Origin of the sequence: Methylobacterium sp. 1973, from assembly GCF_040545035.1 — a bacterium.
GTDB classification, from domain to species: domain Bacteria; phylum Pseudomonadota; class Alphaproteobacteria; order Rhizobiales; family Beijerinckiaceae; genus Methylobacterium; species Methylobacterium fujisawaense.
Genome location: NZ_JBEPLA010000004.1, coordinates 316407 through 342797 on the forward strand (window position 1 = coordinate 316407; position 26391 = coordinate 342797).

30 protein-coding genes are annotated in these 26391 nt (G+C 70.4%); 20 read left to right on the forward strand and 10 right to left on the reverse strand.

Translation table 11 applies throughout. The features are described 5' to 3' along the window. The first annotated feature begins 65 nt into the window (after nucleotides 1-65). Both ABIC70_RS11030 and ABIC70_RS11035 read left to right on the forward strand, forming a co-directional pair. Nucleotides 66-272: a DUF2842 domain-containing protein gene (locus tag ABIC70_RS11030; RefSeq protein WP_043345928.1), complete on the forward strand. Its 207-nt coding sequence runs from the start codon at nucleotides 66-68 to the stop codon at nucleotides 270-272. A gap of 69 nt (nucleotides 273-341) precedes the next feature. Next, nucleotides 342-707 (forward strand): hypothetical protein, encoded by a 366-nt coding sequence (locus tag ABIC70_RS11035; RefSeq protein WP_043345929.1) that lies wholly within the window; start codon nucleotides 342-344, stop codon nucleotides 705-707. A 66-nt stretch (nucleotides 708-773) separates the two neighbouring features. Here the strand turns inward: ABIC70_RS11035 and aat are convergent, their stop codons facing one another. The 4 genes from aat to ABIC70_RS11055 form a co-directional block, all read right to left on the reverse strand. Continuing rightward, entirely contained in the window at nucleotides 774-1457 is a 684-nt protein-coding gene (gene aat / locus ABIC70_RS11040) for a leucyl/phenylalanyl-tRNA--protein transferase (protein WP_179696739.1), read from the reverse strand. 79 nt (nucleotides 1458-1536) lie between these two features. Continuing rightward, a complete protein-coding gene (gene accC, locus ABIC70_RS11045) occupies nucleotides 1537-2889 on the reverse strand; it encodes an acetyl-CoA carboxylase biotin carboxylase subunit (RefSeq protein WP_043380714.1) in 1353 nt (450 codons plus the stop codon). Between the two features lie 104 nt (nucleotides 2890-2993). After that, nucleotides 2994-3467 carry an acetyl-CoA carboxylase biotin carboxyl carrier protein gene (gene accB / locus ABIC70_RS11050; RefSeq protein ID WP_043345938.1) on the reverse strand — a complete coding sequence of 158 codons (474 nt, stop codon included), beginning with the start codon at nucleotides 3465-3467 and terminating at the stop codon, nucleotides 2994-2996. Between the two features lie 157 nt (nucleotides 3468-3624). Then, complete coding sequence (locus ABIC70_RS11055) at nucleotides 3625-4407, reverse strand: DsbA family protein (RefSeq protein WP_043345940.1); 783 nt, start codon at nucleotides 4405-4407, stop codon at nucleotides 3625-3627. A 210-nt stretch (nucleotides 4408-4617) separates the two neighbouring features. Here ABIC70_RS11055 and ABIC70_RS11060 point away from each other — a divergent pair, with 210 nt between their 5' ends. Next, nucleotides 4618-5772 carry a pyridoxal phosphate-dependent aminotransferase gene (locus tag ABIC70_RS11060; protein WP_053610674.1) on the forward strand — a complete coding sequence of 385 codons (1155 nt, stop codon included), beginning with the start codon at nucleotides 4618-4620 and terminating at the stop codon, nucleotides 5770-5772. A gap of 3 nt (nucleotides 5773-5775) precedes the next feature. On the opposite strand, the gene ABIC70_RS11065 is transcribed toward ABIC70_RS11060, so the two are convergent. Then, on the reverse strand, nucleotides 5776-6474 hold the full coding sequence (locus ABIC70_RS11065) for a phosphoglycolate phosphatase (protein ID WP_075380350.1): 699 nt from the start codon (nucleotides 6472-6474) through the stop codon (nucleotides 5776-5778). A 173-nt stretch (nucleotides 6475-6647) separates the two neighbouring features. Here ABIC70_RS11065 and ABIC70_RS11070 point away from each other — a divergent pair, with 173 nt between their 5' ends. The 7 genes from ABIC70_RS11070 to ABIC70_RS11100 all read left to right on the forward strand — a co-directional run bounded on the left by ABIC70_RS11070 (nucleotide 6648) and on the right by ABIC70_RS11100 (nucleotide 13104). Beyond that, nucleotides 6648-7112 carry a hypothetical protein gene (locus ABIC70_RS11070; RefSeq protein ID WP_043380709.1) on the forward strand — a complete coding sequence of 155 codons (465 nt, stop codon included), beginning with the start codon at nucleotides 6648-6650 and terminating at the stop codon, nucleotides 7110-7112. 130 nt (nucleotides 7113-7242) lie between these two features. Continuing rightward, nucleotides 7243-7956: a ribose-5-phosphate isomerase RpiA gene (gene rpiA, locus ABIC70_RS11075; RefSeq protein WP_043757834.1), complete on the forward strand. Its 714-nt coding sequence runs from the start codon at nucleotides 7243-7245 to the stop codon at nucleotides 7954-7956. A gap of 44 nt (nucleotides 7957-8000) precedes the next feature. Beyond that, complete coding sequence (locus tag ABIC70_RS11080; protein ID WP_043380704.1) at nucleotides 8001-8591, forward strand: DUF2059 domain-containing protein; 591 nt, start codon at nucleotides 8001-8003, stop codon at nucleotides 8589-8591. 42 nt (nucleotides 8592-8633) lie between these two features. Beyond that, nucleotides 8634-9854, forward strand: coding sequence for an O-antigen ligase family protein (locus tag ABIC70_RS11085; RefSeq protein ID WP_354439733.1), 1221 nt, complete (start codon nucleotides 8634-8636; stop codon nucleotides 9852-9854). After that, nucleotides 9851-11233 carry a glutathione-disulfide reductase gene (gene gor / locus ABIC70_RS11090; RefSeq protein ID WP_354439734.1) on the forward strand — a complete coding sequence of 461 codons (1383 nt, stop codon included), beginning with the start codon at nucleotides 9851-9853 and terminating at the stop codon, nucleotides 11231-11233. Before ABIC70_RS11085 ends, gor begins: the two co-directional genes overlap by 4 nt. Nucleotides 11234-11288: 55 nt before the next feature. Then, on the forward strand, nucleotides 11289-11606 hold the full coding sequence (locus tag ABIC70_RS11095; RefSeq protein WP_043380700.1) for an RNA polymerase sigma factor region1.1 domain-containing protein: 318 nt from the start codon (nucleotides 11289-11291) through the stop codon (nucleotides 11604-11606). 115 nt (nucleotides 11607-11721) lie between these two features. Continuing rightward, nucleotides 11722-13104, forward strand: coding sequence for a class II 3-deoxy-7-phosphoheptulonate synthase (locus ABIC70_RS11100; RefSeq protein ID WP_043380697.1), 1383 nt, complete (start codon nucleotides 11722-11724; stop codon nucleotides 13102-13104). A gap of 428 nt (nucleotides 13105-13532) precedes the next feature. Here the strand turns inward: ABIC70_RS11100 and ABIC70_RS11105 are convergent, their stop codons facing one another. Both ABIC70_RS11105 and ABIC70_RS11110 read right to left on the reverse strand, forming a co-directional pair. Continuing rightward, nucleotides 13533-14807 carry an efflux RND transporter periplasmic adaptor subunit gene (locus ABIC70_RS11105; RefSeq protein ID WP_354439735.1) on the reverse strand — a complete coding sequence of 425 codons (1275 nt, stop codon included), beginning with the start codon at nucleotides 14805-14807 and terminating at the stop codon, nucleotides 13533-13535. Nucleotides 14808-14914: 107 nt separating this feature from the next. Further along, complete coding sequence (locus ABIC70_RS11110; RefSeq protein ID WP_043757826.1) at nucleotides 14915-15616, reverse strand: sulfate transporter family protein; 702 nt, start codon at nucleotides 15614-15616, stop codon at nucleotides 14915-14917. 186 nt (nucleotides 15617-15802) lie between these two features. Here ABIC70_RS11110 and ABIC70_RS11115 point away from each other — a divergent pair, with 186 nt between their 5' ends. From ABIC70_RS11115 to ABIC70_RS11125, 3 genes are all read left to right on the forward strand, one after another. Continuing rightward, nucleotides 15803-17152, forward strand: a complete 1350-nt coding sequence (locus ABIC70_RS11115) for a flavin monoamine oxidase family protein (protein WP_354439749.1) — start codon at nucleotides 15803-15805, stop codon at nucleotides 17150-17152. An 87-nt stretch (nucleotides 17153-17239) separates the two neighbouring features. Continuing rightward, nucleotides 17240-17866, forward strand: coding sequence for a Crp/Fnr family transcriptional regulator (locus ABIC70_RS11120; RefSeq protein ID WP_043380688.1), 627 nt, complete (start codon nucleotides 17240-17242; stop codon nucleotides 17864-17866). A 257-nt stretch (nucleotides 17867-18123) separates the two neighbouring features. Then, nucleotides 18124-18258: a hypothetical protein gene (locus ABIC70_RS11125; protein ID WP_257791599.1), complete on the forward strand. Its 135-nt coding sequence runs from the start codon at nucleotides 18124-18126 to the stop codon at nucleotides 18256-18258. 24 nt (nucleotides 18259-18282) lie between these two features. On the opposite strand, the gene ABIC70_RS11130 is transcribed toward ABIC70_RS11125, so the two are convergent. Then, nucleotides 18283-19281, reverse strand: a complete 999-nt coding sequence (locus ABIC70_RS11130) for a 2-hydroxyacid dehydrogenase (RefSeq protein WP_043380685.1) — start codon at nucleotides 19279-19281, stop codon at nucleotides 18283-18285. Between the two features lie 270 nt (nucleotides 19282-19551). On the opposite strand from ABIC70_RS11130, the gene ABIC70_RS11135 reads away from it, so the two are divergent. After that, on the forward strand, nucleotides 19552-20115 hold the full coding sequence (locus ABIC70_RS11135) for an SH3 domain-containing protein (protein ID WP_043355011.1): 564 nt from the start codon (nucleotides 19552-19554) through the stop codon (nucleotides 20113-20115). Between the two features lie 216 nt (nucleotides 20116-20331). Here ABIC70_RS11135 and irr read toward each other — a convergent pair whose 3' ends face one another. Beyond that, nucleotides 20332-20847 carry a Fur family transcriptional regulator Irr gene (irr, locus tag ABIC70_RS11140; RefSeq protein WP_012319639.1) on the reverse strand — a complete coding sequence of 172 codons (516 nt, stop codon included), beginning with the start codon at nucleotides 20845-20847 and terminating at the stop codon, nucleotides 20332-20334. 215 nt (nucleotides 20848-21062) lie between these two features. On the opposite strand from irr, the gene fabA reads away from it, so the two are divergent. From fabA to fabI, 4 genes are all read left to right on the forward strand, one after another. Continuing rightward, the gene (gene fabA / locus ABIC70_RS11145) at nucleotides 21063-21599 is read left to right on the forward strand and encodes a 3-hydroxyacyl-[acyl-carrier-protein] dehydratase FabA (RefSeq protein WP_043380682.1); all 537 of its coding nucleotides are present in this window, start codon (nucleotides 21063-21065) and stop codon (nucleotides 21597-21599) included. Nucleotides 21600-21739: 140 nt separating this feature from the next. Continuing rightward, nucleotides 21740-22966: a beta-ketoacyl-ACP synthase I gene (gene fabB / locus ABIC70_RS11150; protein WP_043380680.1), complete on the forward strand. Its 1227-nt coding sequence runs from the start codon at nucleotides 21740-21742 to the stop codon at nucleotides 22964-22966. 57 nt (nucleotides 22967-23023) lie between these two features. Beyond that, complete coding sequence (locus ABIC70_RS11155; RefSeq protein ID WP_257787406.1) at nucleotides 23024-23146, forward strand: hypothetical protein; 123 nt, start codon at nucleotides 23024-23026, stop codon at nucleotides 23144-23146. Between the two features lie 186 nt (nucleotides 23147-23332). Beyond that, the gene (gene fabI / locus ABIC70_RS11160; protein WP_043355017.1) at nucleotides 23333-24163 is read left to right on the forward strand and encodes an enoyl-ACP reductase FabI; all 831 of its coding nucleotides are present in this window, start codon (nucleotides 23333-23335) and stop codon (nucleotides 24161-24163) included. A gap of 3 nt (nucleotides 24164-24166) precedes the next feature. Here fabI and ABIC70_RS11165 read toward each other — a convergent pair whose 3' ends face one another. After that, the gene (locus ABIC70_RS11165) at nucleotides 24167-24418 is read right to left on the reverse strand and encodes a hypothetical protein (RefSeq protein WP_354439736.1); all 252 of its coding nucleotides are present in this window, start codon (nucleotides 24416-24418) and stop codon (nucleotides 24167-24169) included. A gap of 140 nt (nucleotides 24419-24558) precedes the next feature. On the opposite strand from ABIC70_RS11165, the gene ABIC70_RS11170 reads away from it, so the two are divergent. Then, nucleotides 24559-24798, forward strand: coding sequence for a hypothetical protein (locus tag ABIC70_RS11170; RefSeq protein WP_020092122.1), 240 nt, complete (start codon nucleotides 24559-24561; stop codon nucleotides 24796-24798). 52 nt (nucleotides 24799-24850) lie between these two features. Next, nucleotides 24851-26365, forward strand: coding sequence for a DUF6880 family protein (locus ABIC70_RS11175; RefSeq protein ID WP_354439750.1), 1515 nt, complete (start codon nucleotides 24851-24853; stop codon nucleotides 26363-26365). Nucleotides 26366-26391 lie beyond the last annotated feature (26 nt).

Here is a 26391-nt window from a genome sequence, read left to right on the forward strand (position 1 = left end):
CCACAGGACGGTAGCCGTCCCCGGTCGGCGCCGGGAGCGCCGGCCGCGAGGCCACGGACACAGCAATGCGCCGCCGCACCCGAACCCTGATCGGCACCCTCGTGATCCTCGCCTTCGTCTGCCTCTACGGCCCGCTGGCGATGGCCCTGGCCGACAGCCGCATCGCGGAGACGCCCGCGCCGGTGCAGGCGGTGATCTACTCGATTCTCGGCATCGCCTGGATCTTCCCGCTGATGCCGCTGATCCGGTGGATGGAGCGGCCCGATCGCTGACGCCGATCCCTCGATTTTGCCGCACTCGGGGATCACAAGCCTGCCCGTTCCCGCTCGAGATCCCGCTCCGTGCACCGCCCGTCCCTATGCCTTACGCCTCTGGCTGCCCTCGTCGTGATGCTGGCGCCCTTGCCGGCCCTGGCTCAGGGGACCCCGCGCTCCATCGGTGAATGCGAGCGCCTGAAGAACGACCTCGCCTACAATCAGTGCCTCGCGATGTTCGGCCCCGCGGCCAAGAACGTCGCCGGCGGCTACGCCTCGGCCGACACCGCTGTGGCCACGGCTGCCACCCCGGCGGCCGCCATGGCAGAGCCGATCCCCCAGGTGGAGGAGACGGCCGAGGCCAGCACCAGCCGCCGCCGGCGCTACCGGTCCGCGCGCGGCCGGCAGTACGCCTCGTTCTCGACCGGCTACCGGCACCGGCGCCGGCGCTGACGCCGGCCTCCGGATCGGCCGCTCCGACGCCTGGCAGTTCGACCGGGATCCTCTGGGATCTCGACCCTAAGGCAGGTCCGGAGATTCCAGAGCCTCGAGGACCCGCGCGCCCGGCATCGAGCCGTCGCCGGGCCAGACGTTCCAGTCGGCGACCTGATCGAGGGCTTCGGCGAGCCGCCGCTTGTAGACGTGCCGCGGCACCTCCTCGGCGCCGAACTGGGTGAGATGGTCGGTGACGAACTGGGTATCGGCGAGCCGGTAGTGCCCGGCGCGGAGGCGGCCCATCAGGTGGACGAGGGCGACCTTCGAGGCGTCGCGCACCTCGTGGAACATGCTCTCGCCGAAGAAGGCCGCCCCCAGCGAGACACCGTACAGGCCGCCGACGAGCCGCCCGTCCGCGCCCGCATAGACCTCGACCGTGTGGACATGGCCGAGATCGAACAGGGCGCCATAGAGTTCGCGGATCCGTGCGTTGATCCAGGTGCGCTCGCTGTCCCGGCGCGGCGCCGCGCAGCCGTCGATCACAGCTTCGAAGTCGGTGTCGCAGCGGACCACGAACTGGTCGGACCGCACCGTCCGGGCGAGGCGCCGGGGCACGCGGAACGCGTCGAGGGGCAACACGCCCCGCGCCTTGGGCTCGACCCAGTAGAGCGTCGGGTCGTCGGCGTCCTCCGCCATCGGGAAGATTCCCGCCGCGTAGGCCTTCAGCAGGATCTCGGGGGTGATGTCCACGCGGGCGGAATCGTGCATGCCGTGAGTGTCGCGCGCGGCCGGCGCGAAGACCAGATCCCGCGCGTGGAGCGGTCGCCGCAGCCCCGCCCCGGTCCGGTCAGGCTTTCATGCCGCCGTCTTCCAAGAAATGCTCCAGCCAATGGATGTCGTAAAGGCCGTTCTGCACGTCCGGGTTGCGGACCAGCGTCCGGAACAGCGGCAGCGTCGTGTCGATGCCGTCGATCACGAACTCGTCCAGCGCCCGGCGCAGGCGCATCAGGCACTCGTTGCGGGTCCGGCCATGGACGATCAGCTTGCCGATCAGCGAATCGTAGTTCGGCGGGATCCGGTAGCCCTGGAACGCCGCCGAATCGACCCGGACGCCGAGGCCGCCCGGCGTGTGATAATGGGTGATCTCGCCCGGCGAAGGCCGGAAGGTCTCCGGGTGCTCGGCATTGATCCGACACTCGATGGCGTGGCCCTCGACCTTGATGTCCGCCTGGCTGACCGAGAGCGCCCCACCCGAGGCGACCTGAATCTGCTCGATGACGAGGTCGATTCCGGTGATCATTTCGGTCACCGGATGCTCGACCTGGATGCGGGTGTTCATCTCGATGAAGTAGAACCGGCCGTCCTCGTACAGGAACTCGACGGTCCCGGCGCCGAGATAGCCGAGTTCCTTCATGGCGTTGGCGCAGATGCCGCCGATCTCGGCGCGCATCGATTCGTTGAGCGCCGGCGAGCCGCCTTCCTCCCACACCTTCTGGTGACGGCGCTGGAGCGAGCAGTCGCGCTCGGCGAGGTGGACGGCGCCGCCGCGCCCGTCACCCAGCACCTGCACCTCGATGTGTCGGGGCTTCTCCAGGTACTTTTCGAGATAGACCGCGTCGTCGCCGAAGGCGGCCTTGGCCTCGGACCGGGCCATGCCGATCGCCTGCTCAAGCTCGGCCTCGGTGCGCGCGACCTTCATGCCGCGGCCGCCGCCGCCGGCCGCCGCCTTGACGAGGACCGGGTAGCCGATCTCCGCTGCGACGCGCTTGGCCTCATGGGGATCCTCGACCCCGCCCTCCGAGCCCGGCACGCAGGGGATTCCGAGTTTCAGCGCCGTGCGCTTCGCCTCGATCTTGTCGCCCATGGTGCGGATGTGCTGCGCCTTGGGGCCGATGAAGCCGATCTGGTGATGGGCCAGCACTTCGGCGAAGCGGGCATTCTCCGAGAGGAAGCCGTAGCCGGGATGCACGGCATCCGCTCCGGTGATCTCGCAGGCCGCGATGATCGACGGAATGTTGAGGTAGCTGTCGCGGGCGGCGGGCGGCCCGATGCAGACGCTCTCGTCGGCCAGCCGCACATGCATGGCATCCGCGTCGGCGGTGGAGTGGACCGCCACGGTGGCGATCCCGAGTTCCTTCGCCGCCCGCAGAATGCGTAGGGCGATCTCGCCGCGGTTCGCGATCAGGATCTTGTCGAACATCGGACCCGTTAGGGCGTCCTGGCGATCCCGGACCGCACAGGATGCTCTATCCTCTTGAGTTGCGGCATCGTCCGGGACGGAGCGGCGAGCGCCCGGCGGACGTCCTAAGTGATGACGAGCAGGGCCTCGCCGAACTCGACCGGCTGACCGTCCTCGACGAAGATCGCGCTGATCGTGCCGGCGCGGGGCGCCACGATCTCGTTGAAGGTCTTCATCGCCTCGATGAGCAGAAGCTTGTCGCCGACCTCGACCTTCGAGCCCACATCCACGAAGGCCTTGGCGTCGGGCGAGGGCCGGAGATAGGCGGTCCCGACCATCGGCGAGGGCACGGTGCCGGGCTGCGCGCGGGCCGGCTCGGCCGGGGCGAGGGGGGACGGCGCCGCGGCCGCCGCCGGGGGCGGGGCCACGGCCGCGAGGGGCGCGGGCGCCGCCACCTGAACATTCACGGGTTCGAGCCGCCGCGCGACACGGATGCGCAGGTCGCCCTTCTCGACCTCGATCTCGGACAGGCCGGTCTCGGTGACGAGGTTGGCGAGCTCGCGCACGAGTTCGGGATCGATGGCGTCGTTCTTTGGCATCCGGCCTACTTCGTCTCGCGGCACGTCGGTGCGTCCATCCGGGCTCGGCCCTGGACCTCCACCGCGGCCCTGCGGCTGGCGGCTCTTAGACGAAGGCGCCCCGGCGCGACAAGGCTGCGCGGAACGCCTTCGGGGTCCGTCGGGTCGATCCGTCAGCTCAGCAGGAGGCGTGGCCGCACTGGCGCACGTCGGCGATGGTCTTGCGGATCGGCTCGACGCCGACCGCGCCGGGAATCACCTCGTCGCCGATGATGAAGGCCGGCGTGCCCGAAAGGCCCAGACGGTCGCCGAGACCGCGGTTCTCGCTGAGCGCGGCCTTCACCTCGGGGGAGGCCATGTCCTTCTGGAGCTTGGTCGTGTCGGCGCCGAGGTCCTTGGCGACCTGGATCGCCCGGGCGCCGTTCACCCGGCCCTTGGTCTCCAGGAGCTTCTGGTGGAACTCCCACAGCTTGTCGCCCTTGAGCTGCTGGCGCACCGCGATGGCCACCTGGCTCGCCTCGAGCGATTCCGGGCCGAGCACCGGGAAGTCCTTGATCACCACCCGCAGCTTCGGATCGGACTTGATCAGCGTCTGGACGTCCGCCAGCGCCTTGCGGCAGTAGCCGCAATTGTAATCGAAGAACTCGACCAGCGTGACGTCGCCCGACGGGTTGCCGGCGACGACATCGTGGGGCCCGTTGAGCAGCGCCTCGCGCGACTCCTTCAAGGCGGCGGCCTGGGCGAGACGCTGCGTCTCGGCCTGCTGCTTCTCAGCCTCGGCAAGGGCCTCCTGAAGCACCTCGGGATGCTTGATCAGGTAGTCCTTGACGATCGCCTCGATGCCGGCGCGCTGCGCGTCCGTGAAGGGCGCGGCGGGGGGCGTCGCGGTCTGCGCGAGGGCGGGGACGGCGACGAGGCCGAGCGCCAGGACCAGCGCGGGCAGGGGGCGGATGAAAGGCATGGATCCTCGCTTGCGCGGCAGGCCGGCCCGCGCGTGGCGCGAGCGGTAGGGGCTGGGTTAGGCGTTTTCGCGGCGTCCGGTCAAATCCTGCCCGTGCCGATCGAATCGGTCGCGGCTGCCGGTCCGGCATCCGGTTGAGGCGCGGGCCGCGAGGGTCTACCCCCGGCGCGCCGGCAGCGCGGCGCAGACGACTTTGCAGCGAGGGATGCCATGACCCCGATCTCCCGGCGGGCCGCCGCAGTCCAGCCGTTCCTCGCGATGGATGTCATGGCCGCCGCCGCCGCCAAGGCGCGGGCTGGCGTCGACGTGGTGCGGATGGAGGTGGGCCAGCCCTCCGCCCCCGCGCCCGGCCCGGTGATCGCGGCCGCGCAGGCGGCGCTCGCCACCGGCCGCATCCCCTACACGGAGGCCCTCGGCCTGCCTGCCCTTCGGGCCCGCATCGCCCGGGACTATGCCGAGCGGCACGGCGTCGCGGTGAGCCCGGAGCGGGTGGTGATCACGACCGGATCCTCGGCCGGCTTCGTCCTCGCCTTCATGAGCCTGTTCGATTCCGGCGACCGGGTCGCCGTGCCGCAGCCCGGATACCCGGCCTATCGCAGCATCCTGACGGCCCTCGACCTCGTTCCGGCGCCGATGGTGCTGCGCGCCGAGGACCGCTTCGCCCCGACCGCCGCCCTGCTCCGCGAGACCCATGCCCGCGCGCCGGTCGCCGGGGCGCTGGTGATGAGCCCGGCCAATCCCTCCGGCACGGTGATCACGGAGGCCGCCCTGCAGGATCTCTGCGCGGCAACGCGCAACCTCGGCCTGCCGCTGATCTCCGACGAGATCTATCACGGCCTCAGCTACGGCCTGCCCACGGTCACGGCCCTGCGCTTCGACCCCGACGCGGTCGTCATCAACTCCTTCTCGAAATACCATTGCATGACCGGCTGGCGCGTCGGCTGGATGGTCGTGCCGGAGGCGCTGGTCCGCCCGATCGAGCGGCTGGCGCAGAACCTCTACATCTCGGCGCCCTACCTCTCGCAGGTCGGTGCGCTGGCGGCCTTCGACGCCACGGAGGACCTGGACGCCGTGCGCGACGGCTACGCGCGCAACCGCGCGATCCTGCTGGACGCGCTCCCGGCCCTCGGCCTCGGCCGCGTGCATCCCGCCGACGGCGCCTTCTACCTCTACGCCGACGTCTCGAACCTCACCGACGACGCCTCGGATTTCTGCCGGCGGATGCTGGACGAGGCCGATGTCGCGGCTACGCCGGGTCTCGATTTCGACCCGGATCTCGGCCACCACCACGTCCGGTTCTCGTTCGCGGGCTCGGAGGCCGAGTGCCGCGAAGCGGTGTCGCGGCTGAAGACCTGGCTGCGCTGAGGATCAGGCGAGTACGGCCGGTACGAGGGCGCCCACCGCCTCGACAAGCTGCGAGAAGTGCTCGATCACCCGATCGGGCCCGAGTTCGGAAACCGGGCGATCGGTATAGCCGAAGGTGACCGCCACCACCGGGATGCCGGCGGCCTTGGCGGTGTCGATGTCGGTCCGGGAATCGCCGACCATCACGGCACGCGCCGGATCGCCACCGGCGCGTGCGATCGTGCCGGTGAGATGGCGCGGATCGGGCTTGGCTTGCGGGAAGGTGTCGCGGCCGCAGATCGCCGCGAAGCGGTGACCGATGCCCAGGAGGCGCAGCAGCTCCACCGATTGCCCCTCGAACTTGTTGGTGCAGACGGCCAGCGTGAATCCCGCCGCCTCGAGAGAATCGAGGGCCTCGACCACGCCGGGGAAAAGGTAGGTCGTGTCGGCAAGGTGGTCCCCGTAATGGTCGATGAAGGCATCGAACAGCCGGTCGTGGTCTTCCGGCGAGAGCGGCCGACCCTCGGCCTCGAAGCCGCGCCGGATCAGCGCCCGGGCGCCGGCCCCGATCAGCCCGCGCGCCTGGGAAAGGGGCAGCTCCGACAACCCCTCGCGCGCCATCAGGACGTTGAGCGTGCCGATCAGGTCGCCTGCGGTCTCCGCGAGGGTCCCATCCAGGTCGAACACGGCGATCGGGGGCGGGGTCGTCGGTTCGGTGGGCATGCCTGCGGGTCTCCGTGCTGGCCGGGATCTCGAAACGGCGTCGCTATCGGGGCCGGCGATGCGGGGCAAGCCGGCGGAGGGGACGCGGCAGATGCACCGATCGTCTCACCCAGCGCCCCAGACTCGCCTGAAAGCGCGGCGAAACGCAGCGCGTACCAGCCCCGGGATCCGCGATGAAACCGTCTCTGCCCCTTCTGGCCGCCTGCGCCGTGCTCCAAACCCTGCCGGCGGCCGCGACCTCCTTCGAGTTCGTGCCCGCGCCACAGACCGACCTGAACCGGATGTACCGGGTCGACAAGGTGACCGGAGAGGTCACCTCCTGCCAGTACGGGCTTCAGGAATCGGCGGGGGGAATCGGCCAGACGGTCTGCTTCGGGCCGGGCGAGGGCGCCGGGCCCCAGACCCCGTCGGAATACGGGCTGGTGGCGAGCCGCCACACCCGCGAAGCCGGGGTCTTCCGGGTGAATTACCGGACCGGCGAGATGAGCATCTGCTTCGTGCTGGTTAAGAAGGAGCAGGTCGTCTGCACCCAGCAGGGCAAGCCCGGGGTCGAGAGCGCGTCCGATGCGCCGCTGACCGGACCTGCGCCCGGTCGGGCCGGGGCCAGCGCCACGCCGACACAGGGTGGGCGGCCGTGATGCCGCCTTGCCGGCGCGGGCGTTCCGGTCGGCCCGGTCCCGTGCTACGGGCCGACCGAATCTCACGGAGAGAGCGGCTGCCCATGACGCGCGATTCCTCGCCCAACCTCGCCGATCGGGCGGTGTCCCGGTGAGCGGGCCGGATCTGCGCCGGGCTGCGGCCGCCCGCGCCCTGGACCTCATCGAGCCGGGCATGCGGCTCGGCCTCGGGACGGGATCCACGGCGGCGGCCTTCGTGGCACTCCTCGGGGAGCGGGTCGGCGCCGGACTCGACATCCTCGGGGTCCCGACATCCGAGGCGACCCGGGCCCAGGCGGAGAGCCTCGGCATCCGCCTCGCGACCCTCGACGAGCAGCCGGAACTCGACCTGACCATCGACGGCGCCGACGAGGTCGACGACCAGCTGCGCCTGATCAAGGGCGGCGGCGCGGCCCTGCTGCGGGAGAAAATCGTCGCCTGCGCGAGCCGCCGCATGGTGGTGATCGCCGACGCGGCCAAGCACGTGGCGCGGCTGGGCGCCTTCCCGCTTCCGATCGAGGTCAATCCCTTCGGCCTCAAGGCCACGCACCGGGCCGTCGAGGCGGCGGTCGCGGCGGCCGGCTGCTCCGGTGCGGTCCGGCTGCGCGGCCGGCCCGATGGCAAGCCCCTGGTCACCGACGGCGGCCATTACATCCTCGACGCGCATCTCGGTGCGATTCCCGATCCCGAGGCTCTCGGCGCCGCGCTGTGGGCCGTGCCGGGCGTGGTCGAGCATGGCCTGTTCCTCGGCATCGCCGACGCCGCGATCCTGGCGGCGGCGCGGGACGGGCAGGCCGAGGTCACCGTTCTCGGCAGCCTCGCCTGAGGCGCCGTCCTCAATCGCAGGTCATCCTCGCAAGAAAGTCCAGCATGTCCCGACGCCTCATCGCCGCGCCCGGCCTCGCGCTCGGCCTCGCGCTCCTGGCGCTTCCGCATCCAGCTGCAGCCCAGCCTCAAAAACCCGCGCCGACCAAGCCGACGGCGCAGCCGAATGCCCCGGCGGGCGGCACCCCGGCCGCCAATACGCCGGCAGCCTCTACCTTTTCGCCGAGCCATCTGGCACTCGCCCGCGAGGTGATGCTCAGCTCCGGTATCGCCCGTTCGTTCGACTCGGTGCTGCCTGCCTTCGCCGATCAGATCCGCAAGCAGACGGTCACCCGGCCCGAGCTTTCCAAGGATCTCGAGGAAGTCCTGGCCTCGCTGCAGCCGGAGATGGAACTGCAGAAGCAGCGCATGATCGACATCGCGGCGCGGACCTACGCGTCGAAATTTTCCGAAGCCGAGCTGAAGGAGATCGCGACCTTCTTCCGCTCGCCCGCCGGGAAGCACTATGTCGAGGCGCAGCCGCAGCTTCTCGACGAGATGGTGCAGGAGATGCAGGACTGGACGCAGGACGTCTCGGAATACGTCATGGTCCGCGTCCGCGCCGAGATGGGCAAGCGCGGGCATCAGATGCAGTGAGGGTGGCCGCCCCCGCGGGTCGATCACCGTGAGAGGTCGCCCATGAGCGCGGCCGGCCGCTTCTACGCGGCGGGCGGCGTGCTCCTCGCCGTCATGCCGCTCGCCATGGTGCTCGCCAACCGGTCGAGCCCGCTCATCTGCGGGCTGGCGGCGCTCGCCTTCCTGGCCGGGCACTGGGCGGAGGACGCGGCCGCCCTGCGCCGCCATCTGCTGGGACCGCTCCGGACGCCGCTCGCCGGCGCAGCGCTCGCCTTCTTGGCCTGGGCCCTGATCTCGCTCGCCTGGAGCCCGTTCCCGGCCGCGTCGCTCCGGGTTCTCGGGGAGTTCCTGCCGACGCTGCTGGCCGCCTACCTGCTCGCCTGTCTGGCGCCCGGCCGCATACCGGCCTTCGCGCCGCGCCTCGGCGCGATCGCGGTCGGGCTCGCAGGCCTCCTGATCGCGATCGACCTCGCCTCCGATCTTGCCCTGGAGCGTGCGCTCGGGCGCCGGATCGCCGCCTTCGTTCACAACCGGCCGGCCTTGACCCTCGATCTCGTGGCCGGTCCGCTGGCCTTGGTGCTCTGGAAAGGCAGCGCCCGGGGCCTGGCGGCGGCGGTGCTGGGCTTCGCGGCGCTCGGCGTCCTCCGCTCGATCAGCGGCGCCGCCCAGCTCGGCCTGCTGGCCGGCGCCGCGATGGCCGCCCTGGCCCGGATGCTGCCCCTGCGGGTAGGTCTCGGCCTCGCCGGCCTCGGTCTCGGCCTCGCCGTGGCGCTCGCCCCGGTCGAGGGCGACCTTCTCGCCCGCGCCATGCCGGAGGCGGCGCACGAGCGGCTCGTCCAGTCCTCCTCCCGGGCACGAGTCGCGATCGCGCGCAGCTTCGGCGCCGCCGTGGCGGCCGATCCCTGGCGCGGCGCGGGCTTCGGCACCAGCGCGCGCTTCGCCGAGACGCCCGTCGCGGAGACGGTGCCCCCCGAGATGCGGGTCCTGCTCGGGGTCGGGCATCCGCACAACAGCTTCCTGCAGATCTGGGCCGAGCTGGGCCTGCCCGGCGCCCTCCTCGCCGCCCTGACGCTGATGCTGATGCTTGCCCGGATCGCGCGGCTGACGCAGCCGGACCGCGCCGCGGCCCTCGGTCTCGTGGCCTGCGCGGCCGCGATCGCCTTCGTCGAGCACAACGGCTGGGCGGCATGGTGGACGGCGGGGCTCGGCGCTGCCATCACCTGGATGCGTGCGGCGTCTCCAGCCGACGCGAACGAGAGATCCGAGCGGGACGGTCCGGCATGAGCGCGTTCGACGTCGACCTCTTCGTCATCGGCGGCGGGTCCGGTGGTGTCCGCGCGGCGCGGATCGCGGCCGGATACGGCGCGCGGGTGATGCTGGCCGAGGAGTACCGCGTCGGCGGCACCTGCGTGATCCGCGGCTGCGTCCCGAAGAAGCTGATGGTCTATGCCGGCCGCTTCGCCGACGAGTTCGCGGATGCCGCGGGCTTCGGCTGGACGGTGGGACAGCCCCGCTTCGACTGGGGCACCCTCAAGAGCCGGCGCGACGCGGAGGTGACCCGGCTCGAAGGCATCTACGACGCCAACCTGATCCGCGCCGGCGTCGAGATCGTGCCCGAGCGGGCGGTGATCGAGGATTCCCACACGGTCCGCCTGCTGAAGTCCGGCCGCACGGTCCGGGCGGAACGCATCCTCGTGGCGGTGGGCGCGCATCCGGTGAAAGAGCCGGCGGTGCCCGGGATCGATCTGGCGATCACCTCGAACGAGGTGTTCGAGCTGGAGAGCCTGCCGGAGCGCATCCTGGTGATCGGCGGCGGCTACATCGCGGTGGAATTCGCCGGCATCTTCGCGGCGCTCGGCAGCCGCACCACGCTGCTGCACCGGGGCGACAGGCTGCTGCGCGGCTTCGACGATGAGATCCGCGACGCCCTCGCCGAGGCCTACGGCCAACGGATGGACCTGCGGCTCGGGCGCACGCTGCGGCGCATCGCACGGCAGGACGGCGGCCTCTGCGCGGAGCTCGACGACGGCAGCGAGATCCGGGTCGATCAGGTGCTCATCGCCACCGGCCGGCGGCCCAACGTGGACGGGCTCGGCCTTGATCGCGTCGGGATCGAGACCGACGGGGTCGGAGCGATCCCGGTGGACGCCTATTCGCAGACCAAGGTCCCGTCGATCTATGCGGTGGGCGACGTGACCAACCGCGCCAACCTGACGCCGGTGGCGATCCGCGAGGGCCACGCCTTCGCCGACACGGTCTATGGCGGCAGGCCCTCCTGCGTCGATCACCGCCTGATCCCCACCGCGGTGTTCTCGACCCCCGAGATCGGCGTCGTCGGCCACAACGAGGCGGCCGCCCGGGAGATCTACGGCAAGATCGACGTCTACAAGGCGCGCTTCCGCCCGATGAAGGCGACCCTGTCCGGGCGCGAGGAACGCATCCTCATGAAGGTGCTGGTCGACTGCGCCAGCGACCGGGTGGTGGGCGTCCACATCTTTGGCCACGATGCCGGGGAGGTGATCCAGGCGGTCGGTATCGCCGTGACCATGGGTGCGACGAAGGCCGATTTCGACCGGACCATCGCGGTCCATCCGACAGCCGCCGAGGAACTCGTGACCATGCGGGTTCCGGAGGTCACCAAGCATCCGGTCGGCGTCGGCTGAAACCTCCGTGCGGGCGGGGCCTCGACGCGGTGCGCGACCGAGCCATATCTGTGGCATGGGCAAGCCGAGCACAGGCAAGGGACGACGCGAGGACGACGCGCATGCGCGGCGGCAGGCGATCATCGATGGCCTGCTGGCGGACGCCCTGCGGCCGGCCTTCCATCGGCCGCCGAGCCACGATGCCCTGCCGCCCGATATCCGTCAGGCCATCGACCGCCTGCTCGCCAAGGCTGAGGCGCAGCGCAGCCGCAACCTGACCTACGACGATCTGGAGGAGGCGCTGCCCCCCCGGGACGTGTCGGCGGAAGACCTGGAGGCGATCTTCTGGATCCTGGCCGAGCACGGGATCGAGGTGGAAGACGGCGAGGCCTGACGCCGAGGCGCGCCTGCCCCCGGTTTCGCGGCACTCGCAAGTGTGAAGGAACCTCTCTATAAGCCGCGCTTCGCGCGACGGCGCGATCGCACGAAGAGGTGCGCGGAGAGAGACCATGGGCGAGCGTTGGACACCGAAAAGCTGGAGACATCTGCCGATCGAGCAGGTGCCCGCCTATCCGGACGCTGCCGCCCTGGGTGCCGTGGAGTCGCAGATCGCGAGCTTTCCGCCGCTGGTCTTTGCAGGTGAGGCCCGCAAGCTGAAGGCGGCGCTGGGGCGCGTCGCCGCGGGCCAAGCCTTTCTGCTGCAGGGCGGCGACTGCGCCGAGAGCTTCGACGAGCATTCCGCCGACAACATCCGGGATTTTTTCCGGGTGTTCCTGCAGATGGCGATGGTGCTGACCTTCGCGGGCGGATCGCCCGTGGTGAAGGTCGGGCGCATCGCCGGCCAGTTCGCCAAGCCGCGCTCCTCGCCCACCGAGACCCTCGAGGGCGTGAGCCTGCCGAGCTACCGGGGCGACATTATCAACGGCATCGGCTTCACCGAGGAGTTGCGGGTTCCGGATCCCCGCCGCCAGCTCGAGGCCTACCGTCAGTCGGCCGCGACCCTGAACCTGCTGCGCGCCTTCGCCACCGGCGGCTACGCCAACCTGGAGAACGCGCACCGCTGGATGCTGGGCTTCGTGAAGGATTCGCCGCAATCCTCGCGCTACCAGGATGTGGCCGGCCGCATGACCGACGCCCTCGACTTCATGCGGGCGATCGGCATCAATCCGGAGACGCATCCGGAGGTGCGGACCACCGATTTCTACACCAGCCACGAGGCACTGCTGCTCGGCTACGAGGAGGCGCTGACCCGCGTCGACTCGACCACGGGCGATTGGTACGCGACCTCCGGCCACATGCTGTGGATCGGCGATCGGACCCGGCAGCCCGACCACGCCCACGTGGAATACGCCCGCGGCATCAAGAACCCGATCGGCCTCAAGTGCGGCCCGTCCATGAAGGCCGAAGGCTTGATCCGGCTGATCGACCTGCTCAACCCGGAGAATGAGCCGGGGCGCCTCAGCCTGATCTGCCGCTTCGGCGCCGACAAGGTCGGCGACCACCTGCCGGCGCTGATCCGGGCGGTCGAGCGGGAAGGGCGCTCGGTGGTGTGGATCTGCGATCCGATGCACGGGAACACGATCCCGGCGGGCCGCTACAAGACCCGGCCCTTCGAGCGGGTGATGCAGGAGATCGAAGGCTTCTTCGGCGTTCACCGGGCCGAGGGCACCTTCGCGGGCGGCATCCATCTGGAGATGACCGGCAAGGACGTCACCGAATGCACGGGCGGCGCCCGGGCGCTGACGGCCGACGACCTTCAGGACCGCTACCACACCTACTGCGACCCGCGCCTCAACGCGGAGCAGGCCCTCGAGGTGGCGTTCCGAACCGCCGAGCTGGTCAAGGCCGAGCGCAGCCACGTGGAGCGCCCGCGTCTCGACGCCGCCGAATAGGGCGGCCCGTCCGCCCGCAGACCGATGGCGCGCGCGGCCTCCTCGCGGGGGCGGCGCGCGTCCGGCTCCGGCCGCCGTCCTGGCAATCCGGTCCGCCGCAGTGCCGGGTGCAAAGCGGTGACGAGGCGTGCCGACGTGAACGCGCAGATGCGATCCGCCCCGAGGCTGTAGACCGGCCGATCACAGGCCTCGAAGATCTCCCCGGCGAGCACATCGGGCAGATCGCCTTCCAGGATCCTGCGAACCTGGGGGCGCTCATCCATCGCAGGCCCGAAGAACCGCAACGCGCCGCACGCCTCGGCCTTTTCCGCGATTGCGGGTGACCTCGGCGTTCTTGATGCGCTTCTCACAGCTCGTCCCGTCGCTCGGCGCGAGGGTGAGGCCGATGGTGAGCCCGACGCGGATTGCAGGGGGCTGTTCCCGGCCGATCAGCGTTGCGCCGATCGGAGCGGCTCCATCGACTGCGGCGGTTTCACGGGTTCGACCGACTGGCCGTCGCGCAAGTCCGGAGCCGGGCTGTAGATGATGCGGCTGTCCGCGGAGAGACCGGAATCCAGCTCCAGCGTGCGCCCGAGATCGCGCCGCACGCGGATCGTCCGCCATGTCACCCGGTCATCGTCGCCCAGGGTCGCGACCTGCAGGCCGTTGCTGTTGAACACCGTCGCCTCGGCGGGGATCGTTACGCCGGGCTCGGTCCGGGGGATCTTGAGGGTGACGTAGGCATAGAGCCCGGCGCGCAGGGTCCGGTCGGGATTGGGCACGTCCACCTGGGTGGTCAACGTACGCGACGCCGCGTTCAGCGCAACGGAGCTGCGCTCCACGAAACCCTCGAAGCGGCGGCCCGGCATCTGCGGGACGGTGATCAATGCCTGGACACCGGGCTTGACGCCGATGGCGTCGTTCTGCGGGACGTTGACGGTGATACGCAGGGTGCTGTCCTGATCCATGCTCAGGAGCGGCGTCCCGCCGTTATCGGCCCGGACAAGATCCCCGACATCGACATTGCGCACCGTTACGACGCCATCGAACGGGGCTACGACGCGCTCGAACGCAGTGAGCGCCTTCAGGCGGTCGACGACGGCCTCCTGCACCTTGATGTTGGCCGTGGCGACCTTCACGCCGGCCTCTGCGGCGGCGAGCGCCGCGGCCTGACTGAGCACACCGGCCTGGGTGTTGTCGGCGTTCTGCCGCGACGCCCAACCTTGCACCGCGAGCGTGGAGGTGCGGTTATTGGTGAGGTTGGCGAGGTTGACGTTGGCGCGCGCCTGCTCGACCTGCGCCTGTGCCTGGAGCAACTGCGCCCTCAATTGTCCGACCTGCGCCTCGGCCTGCGCGAGTTGCTGATCGAGATCCGGTGCGGCGATGCGCAGGAGCAGCTCGCCCGCCTTCACGCGCGATCCGATATCGACCCGGCGTTCGGCGATGTAGCCGGTGGCGCGGGCGGCGATCGCCGCCGTGGTGAAGGCCTGCATCTCGCCGGGAAGCACGAGATCGACGGGGCCCTCCGCCCGCACGGCCGCGACGGTCCGCACCTGGGGCACGAGGGTCTTGATCCGCTCCAGCGTCGCGGTCGCCTCCGCGTCGCGCTGCCAATGGCCGTAGGCGCCCCAGGCCAGGAGACCCATTGCGGCAAGCCCTACGAGAAAGAACGGGACCTTGCCGGGCGGCGGTGGAACGTCCGCACCCGCGTCGTGCGCCTTCATCGATCGGCTCTCCGCCCCGAACGTCCGGTCGGGTCACGGTGAAGGTAGCGGGCGACGGCCGGGCCGGCCAGAGCGGTCACGGGCCGCATCCTCGCAGATGCGTGGGCCTAACGCAGGGGTCCGGTCACCAGCGGGCGTCGGCCGAGGCGCTTGTGGAGGTGGACCATCAGCGCGATTCCGAAGAGCGGCGTCAGCAAGTTGAGGATCGGAACGACCATCAGGGCCGCCAGCAGGCAACCGGCACCGAGTGTCCGGACGGAGAAAGCGCGGCGCATCTCGGCGGCCTCCGGAAGGGGCCGGAACCGGGCCGCCGCCATCTCGAAATACTCGCGGGAGAGCAGATAGGCATTGGCCGCGAAGAAGGCCGCGATTCCGATCACCGGCACGAAGAAGATCACCAGCGCCGCGAGATTGACCAGAAGCGTCAGGCCGGCGAAGCGCACCGCATAGAGCATGGCGGTTCCGAACGGCATGGGGCGTCCGGGCGGGTCATTCGGGAAATCGGTGCGCTCGACGATCTCGGCGGCATCGTCGAGGAAGAAGCCCGCCACGAGGATCGAGACCGCCGGCATCAGGTAGGCGAGGACCACGACGAGACCGACCCCCGCCAGATAGTAGGCGAGGTTGTCGAGGATCGGGTACTGGGTGGAGATGTGGTGGCTCGCCTGGAACGCCTGGATGAGCCGGGTCAGGCCGAGCCAGACCAGGAGCAGGAGCCCGACCGTCAGGCCGAGGGATTTCCACAGGATCGCCCGCAGCGGTGGCGAGAAGGTCTGGCGCAACGCCGCCGCGGCGGACTCGACGAGCATCGGGCGAAGTGTTCCGGCCCGCGCCGAAAGCGGCGCAGGCGCGTTGTGGAGCGGTGTGGCGACCGGTGCAAGGCCGGGAGCCGTCGCAGGGGCGAGAGGGTGCGGGGAGAACGCGTGCAGGATACCACCGGACAGGACACGACCGGACAGGGCACCACCGGACAGGGCACCACCGGACAGGTCGCGATGCCGCAGGCTGCGGAGTCCCGATGGATCGACCCGGCGTTCCGCCCCGCCTACAGGCCGCGCCTCGCGCCGCTTCCCGAAGTGGCAGACGTGCTGGTGATCGGTGCGGGTGCCGCGGGGATCGGCGCGGCCCGGACTCTTGCCGCACGGGGGGTTTCGGTGGCCATGCTGGAGGCACGGGACCGCGTCGGTGGCCGCGCCCTGACTGTCGCCCTGCGCGGACATGCCCTCGATCTCGGAGCCCATTGGCTGCATGCCGGGCCGATCAATCCCCTGGTGACGCTCGGTCGGACGCGCGGCGAGCGGCTGCGCCGTGCGCCGCAGGAGAGCCACGTCTGGGTCGGGCGTCGGCCCGGCCGCGCCGCCGAGATCCGGGCCAACGGGCGTGCCTTCGACCGGGCCGACCGGGCCATGACCCGCGGCGCCGCGCAGCACGGTCCCGACCGGCCGGCAGGCAGCGCGCTGCCGCCGGGGCTCGGGCCCTGGGGGGCGCGGGTGGCGCAGGTCCATGGCCTCGTGTCGGGCCGGCCGCTGAACGAGGTCTCGCTTCAGGACTTCCCCAGCCTCGAATACGGCGACAACTACTTCCTCGCCGACGGCTACGGCAGCTACCTCGCCCGCTTGGCGGACGGGTTGCCGGTGGCGCTCGCGACAGCGGTGACGCGGATCGACTGGTCGGGCGGCCGGGTCCGCGCGACCACCGCGGCCGGAGCCGAGCACGCCGCGCGCGCCGTGATCGTGACCGTACCGATGATGGTGTTGCGTGAGGGGCCGGTCTTCTCGCCGCCGCTGCCGAATGCGGCCCGCGTCGCCATCGACGGGTTCACCACCGGTATCTACGAGCACGCGGTGCTGCACTGGCCGTCGAGCCCGTTCCGCGGCCGCGACCGGCTCGCGGCGATCCATGGCGGGCGTCACGCGCCGCCGGGGCTTCTGACCCGCATCGACGGAACGCCGTTCCACTATTACGAACTCGACCTGCACGAGGCAGCGGCAATCGACGCCGCTGGCTCCGGCGCAGACGGCGTGCGCCGCCATGTCCGCGCGGTCCTGGCCGAGCATTTCGGCGGCGCACGGCTGCGCGACCTCACGATCCCGGCGGTGAGCGCGTGGCGCCACGACCGATGGTCGCGCGGATCGTGGGCGGTAGTCCCGCCGGGCCATGCGCCGGCGCGACAGGCCCTGCGCGGCGCGGTGGCCGATACGGTCTGGTTCGCCGGCGAGGCGCTGTCCCGGGAACAGTGGGGCACCGTCGGCGGCGCCTACGAGGAGGGCGTTCGGGCCGCCGAGGCCGTGGCCGCGGTCGTCACGGACGGGGCCGGGACGCGTATCCGTGCAGGCACAGGCTGAGATCCCCGCTGCGCGGAAAGCCCCGAAAAGCTTGCCGGAGCGGGGCAAGACAGGCATCCCCCGGCTGACACGCTTCAGGGGGCGGCCATGGATTGGGTCGAGGGCATCGGCTATCTCGGGACGGCGCTGACCATTTCGGCGACGGCCATGAGCACGATGATTCCGTTGCGGATCATCTCGCTCTGCGCAAGCTGTGCCGTGATCACCTACGGCATCCTGATCGGCAGCATGCCGGTGGTGCTCACCGAGCTGATCCAGATGCCCTTCAACGCCTATCGGCTCTGGCAGATGATGCGCCTCGTCCGCGACGTTGAGACGGCCGCCGACGGCGACCTGTCCCTCGAATGGCTGCGGCCCTTCGGCTCGCGGCGCCCGTTCGGTGTCGGCGAGGTGGTGTTCCGCAAGGGGGATCTCGCCGACGAGATGTACTACATCGAGAGCGGCGTGTTCCGGATCCCGGAAGTCGGCCTCGAGGTGCGCAAGGGCGGGATCGTCGGCGAGCTGGGTCTGCTGTCACCCGGCAATGCCCGAACCGCGTCGTTGGTCTGCGTCGAGGCGGGTCACGCGCTGTGCGTGTCCTATTCGGACGTGAAGCAACTCTACTACCAGAACCCTGAATTCGGGTTCTACTTCCTGAAGCTGACAAGCGAACGCCTGTTCCAGGGCGTTCAGGGCATGGCCAAGCCCCAGGCGGTGACCGGCGACGCCCTCTGATCGCGGCAAGACCGCCCGTGCGGACCCTCTGCGCTTCCGGACCGGCCGTCCACGCCGCGCGATCGAACCATCCCGTTCGCCGGCTCCGCGCCTTGCCCCAGGGAAACACGGCCGGCCATCTGCCGCATCGAGAGCGGCGTCTTCCGGGTTCCGGAAGTCGGTCTCGCGGCGGGCGCGGGCAGTGTCGTGGGCGAATTGGGCCTTCCGTCGCCGGTGCACGCGCGCACCGCCTCGCGGTCTGCGCGGAGCCGGGCAAGGTGCTGTGCGTCGGCCATTCCGATCTGAAGGACCTCTCCGATCAGAGCCCGGAATGCGGCTTCGCTTTCCTCGCGCCGACCTCGGAGCGCCTGTTCCAAAGCGTCGAGGCCGCCAGAAAGCCGCTGGCGGCCTGAGGCCCCTCGAAGGCGCAGCGCTGCTCAGAGCATGCTGGGCAGGATGCGGTCCGGCGGCCTGTGGCCGTCCATGAAGGTCTTGATGTTGATGATGACCTTCTCGCCCATGTCGGTGCGGCTCTCATAGGTTGCCGAACCCATATGCGGCAGGAGCACGACCTTCCCCTGGCGCGCGAGCTTGACGAGCCGGGGGCTGACTGCGGGCTCCTGCTCGAACACGTCGAGGCCGGCCGCCGAAACCTCGCCGCCCTCGATCAGGCGCGCCAGGGCGTTCTCGTCGATCACCTCGCCGCGGGCGGTGTTGACCACGATGGCCTCGGGCTTGAGCAGCTTCAGGCGCCGCGCCGAGAGCAGATGGTAGGTGGCCGGCGTGTGCGGGCAATTCACCGACACGATGTCGACGCGCGCCAGCATCTGGTCGAGGGATTCCCAGTAGGTGGCGTCGAGGGCGCTCTCGATGGCGGCGGGCACCCGGCGGCGGTTGTGGTAATGGACCTGCAAGCCGAAGGCGCGGGCGCGCTTGGCCAGGGCCTGGCCGATCCGGCCCATGCCGACGATCCCCAGCCGCTTGCCGGTGATGCGCCGGCCGAGCATCCAGGTCGGCGACCAGCCCGTTGTCCACTCGTCATCCGGGATGATCCGCGCCCCCTCGGTCACCCGGCGGGCCACCGCGAGAATCAGCGCCATCGTCATATCGGCGGTGTCCTCGGTCAGCACGCCGGGCGTGTTGGTGACCGTGATGCCGCGCTCCAGCGCCGCCGCCACGTCGATGTGATCGACGCCGTTGCCGAAATTGGCGATGAGCCGCAGGTTCGGTCCGGCCTGGGCAATCAGGCCGGAATCGATCTCGTCCGTGACAGTGGGGACGAGGACATCGGCCTCGCGCAAAGCGGCCGCCAGATCGTCCGCCGCCAGCGGAGCGTCGTCGGCATTGAGCCGGACGTCGAACAGCTCACGCATCCGCGTCTCGACGGCATCCGGAAGGCGCCGCGTCACGACCACCAGCGGCTTGCGCTTCGACACGTCTCTCTCCCCGTCAGCCCCGCGGCCCTGATTGCGGCTCGCGCCCGGCGGCTTCCGCCCGGACCGCTTCCCGCAAGCGTCCGTTAACCGAACTCGGCCAGACAGGATCGGTCACGAGGCGCCGGTTCCGGAGCCAGTTCCGACCCATCGGCCTCTCTACCAGAGGTGGGCCGGAACACAATCGGATGCGGCCCGGTCCGCGTGTCGAACCGGCCCTGCTTTCGACAGGTCCGGCGCCCACCAACGCCACGTCTGGATAGGGAGACGACCATGCGCGTGTCACGCCTCAGCTTCGCCGTCGTGGCGATGCTGGCCGGCGGCCTCGCGACCGGTGCCCGGGCGGCGCCGCCCGCAGGCCCCGAGGCTGGGGTCGGACCGGTGACCAAGCTGCCGCTGCCGCGCTACGCGAGCCTGAAGACCGATCGCGTCAACCTCCGCGAGGGCCCCTCCAAGGATCACCGCACCCTTTGGGTCTTCCAGCGGGCCGGCCTGCCCGTCGAGATCATCGGCGAGTTCGAGACCTGGCGCCGGATCCGCGATTCGGAGGGGACCGAAGGCTGGGTGCTGCACTCCCTGCTGTCCGGCCGCCGGACTGCCATCGTGAATGCCGGCCCCGACAAGGGCGTCGAGAAGGCTGCCGTATCGCTGCGTGCGAAGGCCGACGACGGCGCCGAGGACGAGGCCAAGCTTCAGACCGGGGTGATCGGCAGCGTCAAGAGCTGCACCGGCACGTGGTGCCGCCTGATCGTCGCCCTGCCGAACAAGCGGGACGTGGATGGCTATATCCGCCAGAATCGCCTGTGGGGCGTCTATCCGAACGAGGTCGTGGAGTAGCGTCCGGCGCGATCATCGCCGTCGGGCGATGCCGGCCGGGAAGGACGCTCCCATCCCGGGACCGCGCAGCAGACGGTATCCGATTTCCGCATCGAGGGCCGCACCCCGACCGGAATGGCCGGCGCTCCGGTGTCGCGCGACCGAGCGCAAACGCAAAGGCCCGGACGAATCCGGGCCTTTGCGACGATCCTGATGGTTCCGAGCCGTGCCGCGGCGTCAGCCCTGACGGCGGCCCGCCGGCCGGCTGCGGCGCAGGCGTACGATCACCTCGACCCCGGCGATCTCCATCCCCTCGGGGGCCTCGGGCAGCGAATCGACCGTGATGCCGCAATCCGGCATGTCGATGACCTGGCTCTCGTCTTCCAGGTAGAAGTGGTGGTGCTCGGTCGGGTTCGTGTCGAAATAGGCCTTCGACCCGTCGAGCGCGAGCTGGCGCAGCAGCCCCGCCTCGGTGAACTGATGGAGGGTATTGTACACCGTCGCCAGCGACACCGGCACCTTGGCGCGCATCGCTTCGTCGTAGAGCATCTCGGCCGTGAGATGGCGGTCGCCGCGGCCGAACAGAAGCCAGCCGAGGGAGAGACGCTGCCGCGTCGGCCGCAGGCCAGCCCGACGCAGGCGGTCGCGGAGGTCGGACAGCGGGCACCCGCGCCGCGGAGTCCCGTTGGCCTCCAACTGGGGGGCGGGGACCCGGCCGTTGAAGACGGCCTGGAATGGCACCGGTTCGGACATCGCTGGACTGAACGCTCGACGAGGGGCCTGAAGGAACGGATGTCGCCCGAGTATATTGAAGTGGTCAGGCTGTCGCAACCCGAGCGTTGCCGCATGCCTGCGGCCGCAGGCTTTGAAGGCGCGACGCCCCGTGCTAACCCGCGCGCCAGCCGACGGGCCGAGTATAGTCGCCCGCGACGCGAAGATCGCGCACATCCGAGGAAACAGCCAACCCAATGCCGCCAGACGCCGAGACACAAGCGCAGGACGCGAACCGCCGGTCGCACTATTCTTACGAGGATCTTCTGGCCTGCGGGCGCGGCGAACTCTTCGGATCCGGGAACGCGCAATTGCCGCTTCCGCCGATGCTGATGTTCGACCGCATCACGTCCATCGCGGCCGACGGTGGCGCCCATGGGAAGGGCCACGTGACCGCCGAACTCGACATTCGGCCGGACCTCTGGTTCTTCCCCTGCCACTTTCAGGGCGATCCGGTGATGCCGGGCTGCCTCGGGCTCGATGCGCTCTGGCAGATGCTGGGCTTCCATCTCGGCTGGCTCGGCTCGCCGGGTCGTGGCCGCGCCCTCGGCGTCGGCGAGGTGAAGCTCGCCGGCCAGGTCCTGCCGACGATGAAGAAGGTGGTCTACAATGTCGACGTGAAGCGCGTCCGTCAGGGCAAGCTCGTCCTCGGCATCGGCGACGGCTGGCTCGAAGCAGACGGCGAGCGCGTCTATCAGGTTCAGGACATGCGGGTCGGCCTGTTCCAGAGCTGAATCGCGTCGGCCGGGCGTCCGGTTCGCGGCTCGGCCGCAACGCCGGACGATCTCGGTGGTTGAGATTGTGTCCGCGTCACCTTAGCTGACCGGTACGTGGCCCGGGCGACCGAGGCCGCGACGGAGGTAGTGTCACCATCATGCGCCGTGTCGTCATCACCGGGATGGGCATCGTCTCGTCCATCGGCAACAACACGCAGGAGGTGCTCGCCTCCCTGCGCGAAGCCCGCTCGGGCATCGCGCGCGACGCCAGCTACGCCGAGCACGGCTTCCGAAGCCAAGTCTCGGGGGCGCCGACCCTCGACCCCGAAGGCGTGGTGGACCGGCGCGCCATGCGCTTCCACGGCGGCGGCACCGCCTGGAACCACGTCGCCATGGATCAGGCGATCCGGGACGCGGGTCTGGAACAGGGCGACATCTCGAACGAGCGCACCGGCATCATCATGGGTTCGGGCGGTCCGTCGACCCGGGTGATCGTCGAGGCCGCCGCCATCGCCCGGGAGAAGGGCCCCAAGCGCATCGGCCCGTTCGCGGTGCCGAAGGCGATGTCGTCCACCGCCTCGGCGACCCTGGCGACGTGGTTCAAGATCCGCGGCGTGAATTATTCGATCTCCTCCGCCTGCGCGACGTCGAATCACTGCATCGGCAACGCCGCAGAGATCATCCAGGGCGGGCGGCAGGACATCATCTTCGCGGGTGGGTGCGAAGACCTCGACTGGACCCTCTCGGTGCTGTTCGACGCCATGGGCGCCATGTCGTCCAAGTACAACGACACGCCGTCCCGGGCCTCCCGCGCCTACGATGCCAACCGCGACGGCTTCGTCATCGCCGGCGGCGCGGGCGTTCTGGTCCTCGAGGAGCTGGAGCACGCCAAGGCGCGGGGCGCCCGGATCTACGGCGAGGTGGCCGGCTACGGCGCCACGTCGGATGGGCACGACATGGTGGCGCCGTCGGGCGAAGGGGCCGTCCGCTGCATGCGGCAGGCCATGGAAGGCCTGAAGGGCGCGCGGATCGACTACATCAACCCGCACGCCACCTCGACGCCGGTCGGCGACGACAAGGAGATCGAGGCGATCCGCGAGGTCTTCGGCCGGGGCGACGCATGCCCGCCGATCGCCGCCACGAAGTCGCTCACCGGTCACTCGCTCGGCGCCACCGGCGTGCAGGAGGCGATCTACAGCCTGCTCATGATGAACAACGGCTTCATCTGCGAGAGCGCGCATATCGACGAACTCGATCCTGCCTTCGCCGACATGCCGATCCTGCGGGCGCGTCGGGACGACGCGCAGCTTGGGCACGTGCTGACGAATTCCTTCGGCTTCGGCGGCACCAACGCGACCCTGGTCCTGAAGCACGTCGACGCCTGATTACTGAAGGGAACCGCCGGCTCGAGGTCGGCGTTTACTGGATGTTGAGATCTGGTGGTGGCAATGGGGACTTTCATCTTCGGGACGCTGAGCGGACTGGTCATCGCCGGTTGCGCCGCGATCTACGCGAAGCAGGCCCTCATCGACGAGGCGCAGTCGCATACGGACGGCCATTTCTGAGTTCGGCCGCCCCGCCAGGAACGCCCCGCCAACAGGCGGGGCTTTTTTTTGCCTGCCGTCCGACCGCCGACCGGTTTGGAACGCACGGCGAGCCGCGCTAAGGCACCCTTTGGCGGTTCGCTTGCGCGGATCGCGGACCGTCCCCGCCTGGTAGGGGCGGCGTGCTTGGTCAGGATGTGAGTCGGCATGACGGGATTGATGGCAGGCAAGCGCGGCCTGATCATGGGCGTCGCGAACGATCACTCGATCGCCTGGGGTATCGCAAAGGCGCTGCACGCCCAGGGCGCGCGCCTGGCTTTCACCTACCAGGGCGAGGCTTTGGGACGCCGCGTGGCACCGCTCGCCGCCAAGCTCGATTCGGATCTCGTCCTGCCCTGCGACGTCGAGGACCTCGCCTCAGTGGATGCGACCTTCGAGGCCCTCGATGCGCGATTCGACGGCGGCCTCGACTTCGTGGTCCACGCCATCGGCTTCTCCGACAAGGCGCAGCTCAAGGGCCGCTACGTCGACGTGACCACCCGCGAGAATTTCGTGCGGACGATGACGATCTCGTGCTTCTCGTTCACCGAGATCGCGCAGCGCGCGGCCAAGCGGATGACGCAGGGCGGGTCCCTGCTGACCCTGACTTACGGCGGGGCGACCCGGGTCATGCCGAACTACAACGTGATGGGCGTGGCCAAGGCGGCGCTGGAGGCGTCCGTCCGCTACCTCGCGAGCGATCTCGGTCCGGACGGGATCCGCGTCAACGCGCTGTCCGCCGGCCCGATGCGGACGCTGGCGGGCGCCGGAATCGCCGACGCGCGGCTGATGTTCAATCACCAGCGGGCCCATGCGCCGCTGCGGCGCACGGTGAGCCTGGAGGATGTCGGCGGCTCAGCCCTCTACCTCCTGTCGCCGCTCTCGGGCGGTGTCACCGGCGAGGTCCATTTCGTGGATGCCGGCTACAACATCATCTCGATGCCGCGCCCGGACGTGCTTCAGGCCCAGGACGCGGCCGGAGTCGTCGGCGACGCCTGAGCCTCACTCCTCCGGGATGCGGCCCGGAGGCAGCGGGCCGCGCCGGACGCCGCGTTCGTCGCGCACGTCCCGCCGCGCCCGCACGGCGCGGATTTCTTCCGCGGAGGGCGGCGCGGACGGGTAGTTCGAGGCGAACGGATTGGGCGGCGTCTCGCGCCCGGAACCGCCGAAGAGCTTGTCGAGGAACCCCTCCTCGGCGCTGGCGGGCCGGGCGACCAGGAGAAGGGCGAGGGCGAGAAGCGGGCGAAGCTGCATCGGGATCGTCTGGATATCGGGATCCGCTGCCGATAGCGGCACTTTCCGGCGGATCGGAGGCCGCCACGCACCACGCCTGGAACCCCCAGCACATCCGGCGGGTTCGCGCTCAACAATGCCGGGCGTGAACAGGAGGCGTGATGTCTGAGGTTACCTATCGCATCGTCGAGCACGACGGCGGGTTCGCCTACAAGGTCGGCGACGTCTTTTCCGAGACCTTCCCGAGTCGCGAAGAGGCGCTGCAAGCGGCCCAGGCCGCGGCGGCAGAGCAGCAGGTCCCCGGCTCGACCGAGGGCATCCGCTACCAGGATCAGGCCGGCGGCTGGCACGACGAGACCGCCCAGGGCAGCGATCGGCCCCGCGCCCGCGTCGTGGAGTAGCCGGCGCGGACGGGACGGCCGTGTGGAACCCGAACCATCGATGGAGGCCATCGTGGCGCGCGCGCGGCGGGTGACACCGGAACCGCCGCCGCAGGGACGCCGGAAGGCGCCCGCCCTCCCGAAGGGCGTGCGCCGCACGACACCGTCGCCGGAAACGCTGGCGGCGCTCGGCCCGGACCGGTTGATCGGGCTGATCCTCGGCGAGACCGCGCGCAATCCCGCCTTCAAGAAGCTGGTGAGCGCCGCTTTGGCTTCCCTCCAGGGGCCGGACGCCGTGGCGGCCATCGTCGACCGGCGGCTGACGGCCCTGGAGGGGGCCCAGGGCTATATCGACTGGCAGAAGCGACGGACCTTCGCGGCCGATCTCAACGCCACCGTGACGGTGATCCTCGACGAGCTGCGCCCCCTCGATGCGGGCGCCGCCCTCGATCGCCTGAGGCGCTTCCTCAACGGTGCCGACGCGGTCCTGAACCGTGTCGACGACAGCACCGGCGCGGTGCAGGGCGTGTTCGATCGCGCATCGACGGCCTTCGTGGAGATCGCGGGCAACCTGCCTCCGGCGGAGGCCGCCGGGTTGGCGGCACGCCTCGTCGAGCCCTTCGCGGCGGATCCGTTCGGTCCACTGGGACTCGTCCTCGGGGACATGATCCCGACGCTGCTCGAGTCGGCCCTTGCCGAGATCGACGACAGGCTCGCCGCGGCCGACGCCGCGATGCCGACGGGCGGCGATCCGCGCCGCGAGGCGACGCATCATCGGCAGGCCGCCCGGATCCAGATCCTGCGCCTCCGGCAGGCCATAGCCGACCGGCGCGGCGATCCGGACGCCTTCATCGCCCTGGAGCGCACGGTGCTGCCGGGGCGGGAGAACCGCGTCGAGATTGCCCGGCGCCTCCTCGCCGCCGGACGGGCGGAAGAGGCGCTGGACTGGATCCGGCGCATGCAGGATCCGGGATTGCGCATCGCGACGCGGGCAGATCTGATCGCGGGATTCGATACGCGCGGGCCGGAGCGCGAACGGCAGGCGCTGGAGATCGAGATCCTCGATGCCCTCGGCCGGTCCGACGAGGCACAGCTCCTCCGGTGGACCCGATTCGAGCGGGAGCTCGACGCGCCGATGCTGCGGACCTTCCTCGCCAAGCTTCCGGATTTCGAGGACGAGGAGGCGCTCCAGCGCGCCCTCGACCATGCCGAGGCCTTCCCGCAGCCGCACCGGGCTCTGACCTTCCTGACGGCTTGGCCGGATCTTCGCCGCGCCGCCGCATTGGTGGTCGCGAGGCCCGGGATCTGGCAGGGCGATCAGTACGCGGTGCTGGCGCCGGCGGCCGAGGCGCTCGCCCAGGAACACCCCCGGGCGGCCACGATCCTGTATCGCCGGCTCCTCGACTCCATCCTCGAGGGCGGCCGCAGCGCCGCCTACCCGCATGGGGCGCGCTACCTCGCGGAACTCGACGCCCTGGCGGGGCGCCTCGCGGCCGGCGAAGCCGAGCCGGATCCGAAGGCCTACCGCGCGGCGCTGCGGCAGGCGCACGGCCGCAAGCACGGGTTCTGGAGCCTCGTCCGGGATTGAATCGGGTAAACCGGGCGGGTGACCGG

What these genes read in the sequence shown, in the direction of transcription:
- ABIC70_RS11030 (WP_043345928.1), top strand. Translation starts at nt 66, where the DNA reads ATGCGCCGCCGCACCCGAACCCTGATCGGCACCCTCGTGATCCTCGCC.
- aat (WP_179696739.1), bottom strand. Translation starts at nt 1,457, where the DNA reads ATGCACGATTCCGCCCGCGTGGACATCACCCCCGAGATCCTGCTGAAG.
- accC (WP_043380714.1), bottom strand. Translation starts at nt 2,889, where the DNA reads ATGTTCGACAAGATCCTGATCGCGAACCGCGGCGAGATCGCCCTACGC.
- accB (WP_043345938.1), bottom strand. Translation starts at nt 3,467, where the DNA reads ATGCCAAAGAACGACGCCATCGATCCCGAACTCGTGCGCGAGCTCGCC.
- ABIC70_RS11055 (WP_043345940.1), bottom strand. Translation starts at nt 4,407, where the DNA reads ATGCCTTTCATCCGCCCCCTGCCCGCGCTGGTCCTGGCGCTCGGCCTC.
- ABIC70_RS11060 (WP_053610674.1), top strand. Translation starts at nt 4,618, where the DNA reads ATGACCCCGATCTCCCGGCGGGCCGCCGCAGTCCAGCCGTTCCTCGCG.
- ABIC70_RS11065 (WP_075380350.1), bottom strand. Translation starts at nt 6,474, where the DNA reads ATGCCCACCGAACCGACGACCCCGCCCCCGATCGCCGTGTTCGACCTG.
- ABIC70_RS11070 (WP_043380709.1), top strand. Translation starts at nt 6,648, where the DNA reads ATGAAACCGTCTCTGCCCCTTCTGGCCGCCTGCGCCGTGCTCCAAACC.
- ABIC70_RS11080 (WP_043380704.1), top strand. Translation starts at nt 8,001, where the DNA reads ATGTCCCGACGCCTCATCGCCGCGCCCGGCCTCGCGCTCGGCCTCGCG.
- ABIC70_RS11085 (WP_354439733.1), top strand. Translation starts at nt 8,634, where the DNA reads ATGAGCGCGGCCGGCCGCTTCTACGCGGCGGGCGGCGTGCTCCTCGCC.
- gor (WP_354439734.1), top strand. Translation starts at nt 9,851, where the DNA reads ATGAGCGCGTTCGACGTCGACCTCTTCGTCATCGGCGGCGGGTCCGGT.
- ABIC70_RS11095 (WP_043380700.1), top strand. Translation starts at nt 11,289, where the DNA reads ATGGGCAAGCCGAGCACAGGCAAGGGACGACGCGAGGACGACGCGCAT.
- ABIC70_RS11100 (WP_043380697.1), top strand. Translation starts at nt 11,722, where the DNA reads ATGGGCGAGCGTTGGACACCGAAAAGCTGGAGACATCTGCCGATCGAG.
- ABIC70_RS11105 (WP_354439735.1), bottom strand. Translation starts at nt 14,807, where the DNA reads ATGAAGGCGCACGACGCGGGTGCGGACGTTCCACCGCCGCCCGGCAAG.
- ABIC70_RS11110 (WP_043757826.1), bottom strand. Translation starts at nt 15,616, where the DNA reads ATGCTCGTCGAGTCCGCCGCGGCGGCGTTGCGCCAGACCTTCTCGCCA.
- ABIC70_RS11115 (WP_354439749.1), top strand. Translation starts at nt 15,803, where the DNA reads ATGCCGCAGGCTGCGGAGTCCCGATGGATCGACCCGGCGTTCCGCCCC.
- ABIC70_RS11120 (WP_043380688.1), top strand. Translation starts at nt 17,240, where the DNA reads ATGGATTGGGTCGAGGGCATCGGCTATCTCGGGACGGCGCTGACCATT.
- ABIC70_RS11135 (WP_043355011.1), top strand. Translation starts at nt 19,552, where the DNA reads ATGCGCGTGTCACGCCTCAGCTTCGCCGTCGTGGCGATGCTGGCCGGC.
- irr (WP_012319639.1), bottom strand. Translation starts at nt 20,847, where the DNA reads ATGTCCGAACCGGTGCCATTCCAGGCCGTCTTCAACGGCCGGGTCCCC.
- fabA (WP_043380682.1), top strand. Translation starts at nt 21,063, where the DNA reads ATGCCGCCAGACGCCGAGACACAAGCGCAGGACGCGAACCGCCGGTCG.
- fabB (WP_043380680.1), top strand. Translation starts at nt 21,740, where the DNA reads ATGCGCCGTGTCGTCATCACCGGGATGGGCATCGTCTCGTCCATCGGC.
- fabI (WP_043355017.1), top strand. Translation starts at nt 23,333, where the DNA reads ATGACGGGATTGATGGCAGGCAAGCGCGGCCTGATCATGGGCGTCGCG.
- ABIC70_RS11165 (WP_354439736.1), bottom strand. Translation starts at nt 24,418, where the DNA reads ATGCAGCTTCGCCCGCTTCTCGCCCTCGCCCTTCTCCTGGTCGCCCGG.
- ABIC70_RS11170 (WP_020092122.1), top strand. Translation starts at nt 24,559, where the DNA reads ATGTCTGAGGTTACCTATCGCATCGTCGAGCACGACGGCGGGTTCGCC.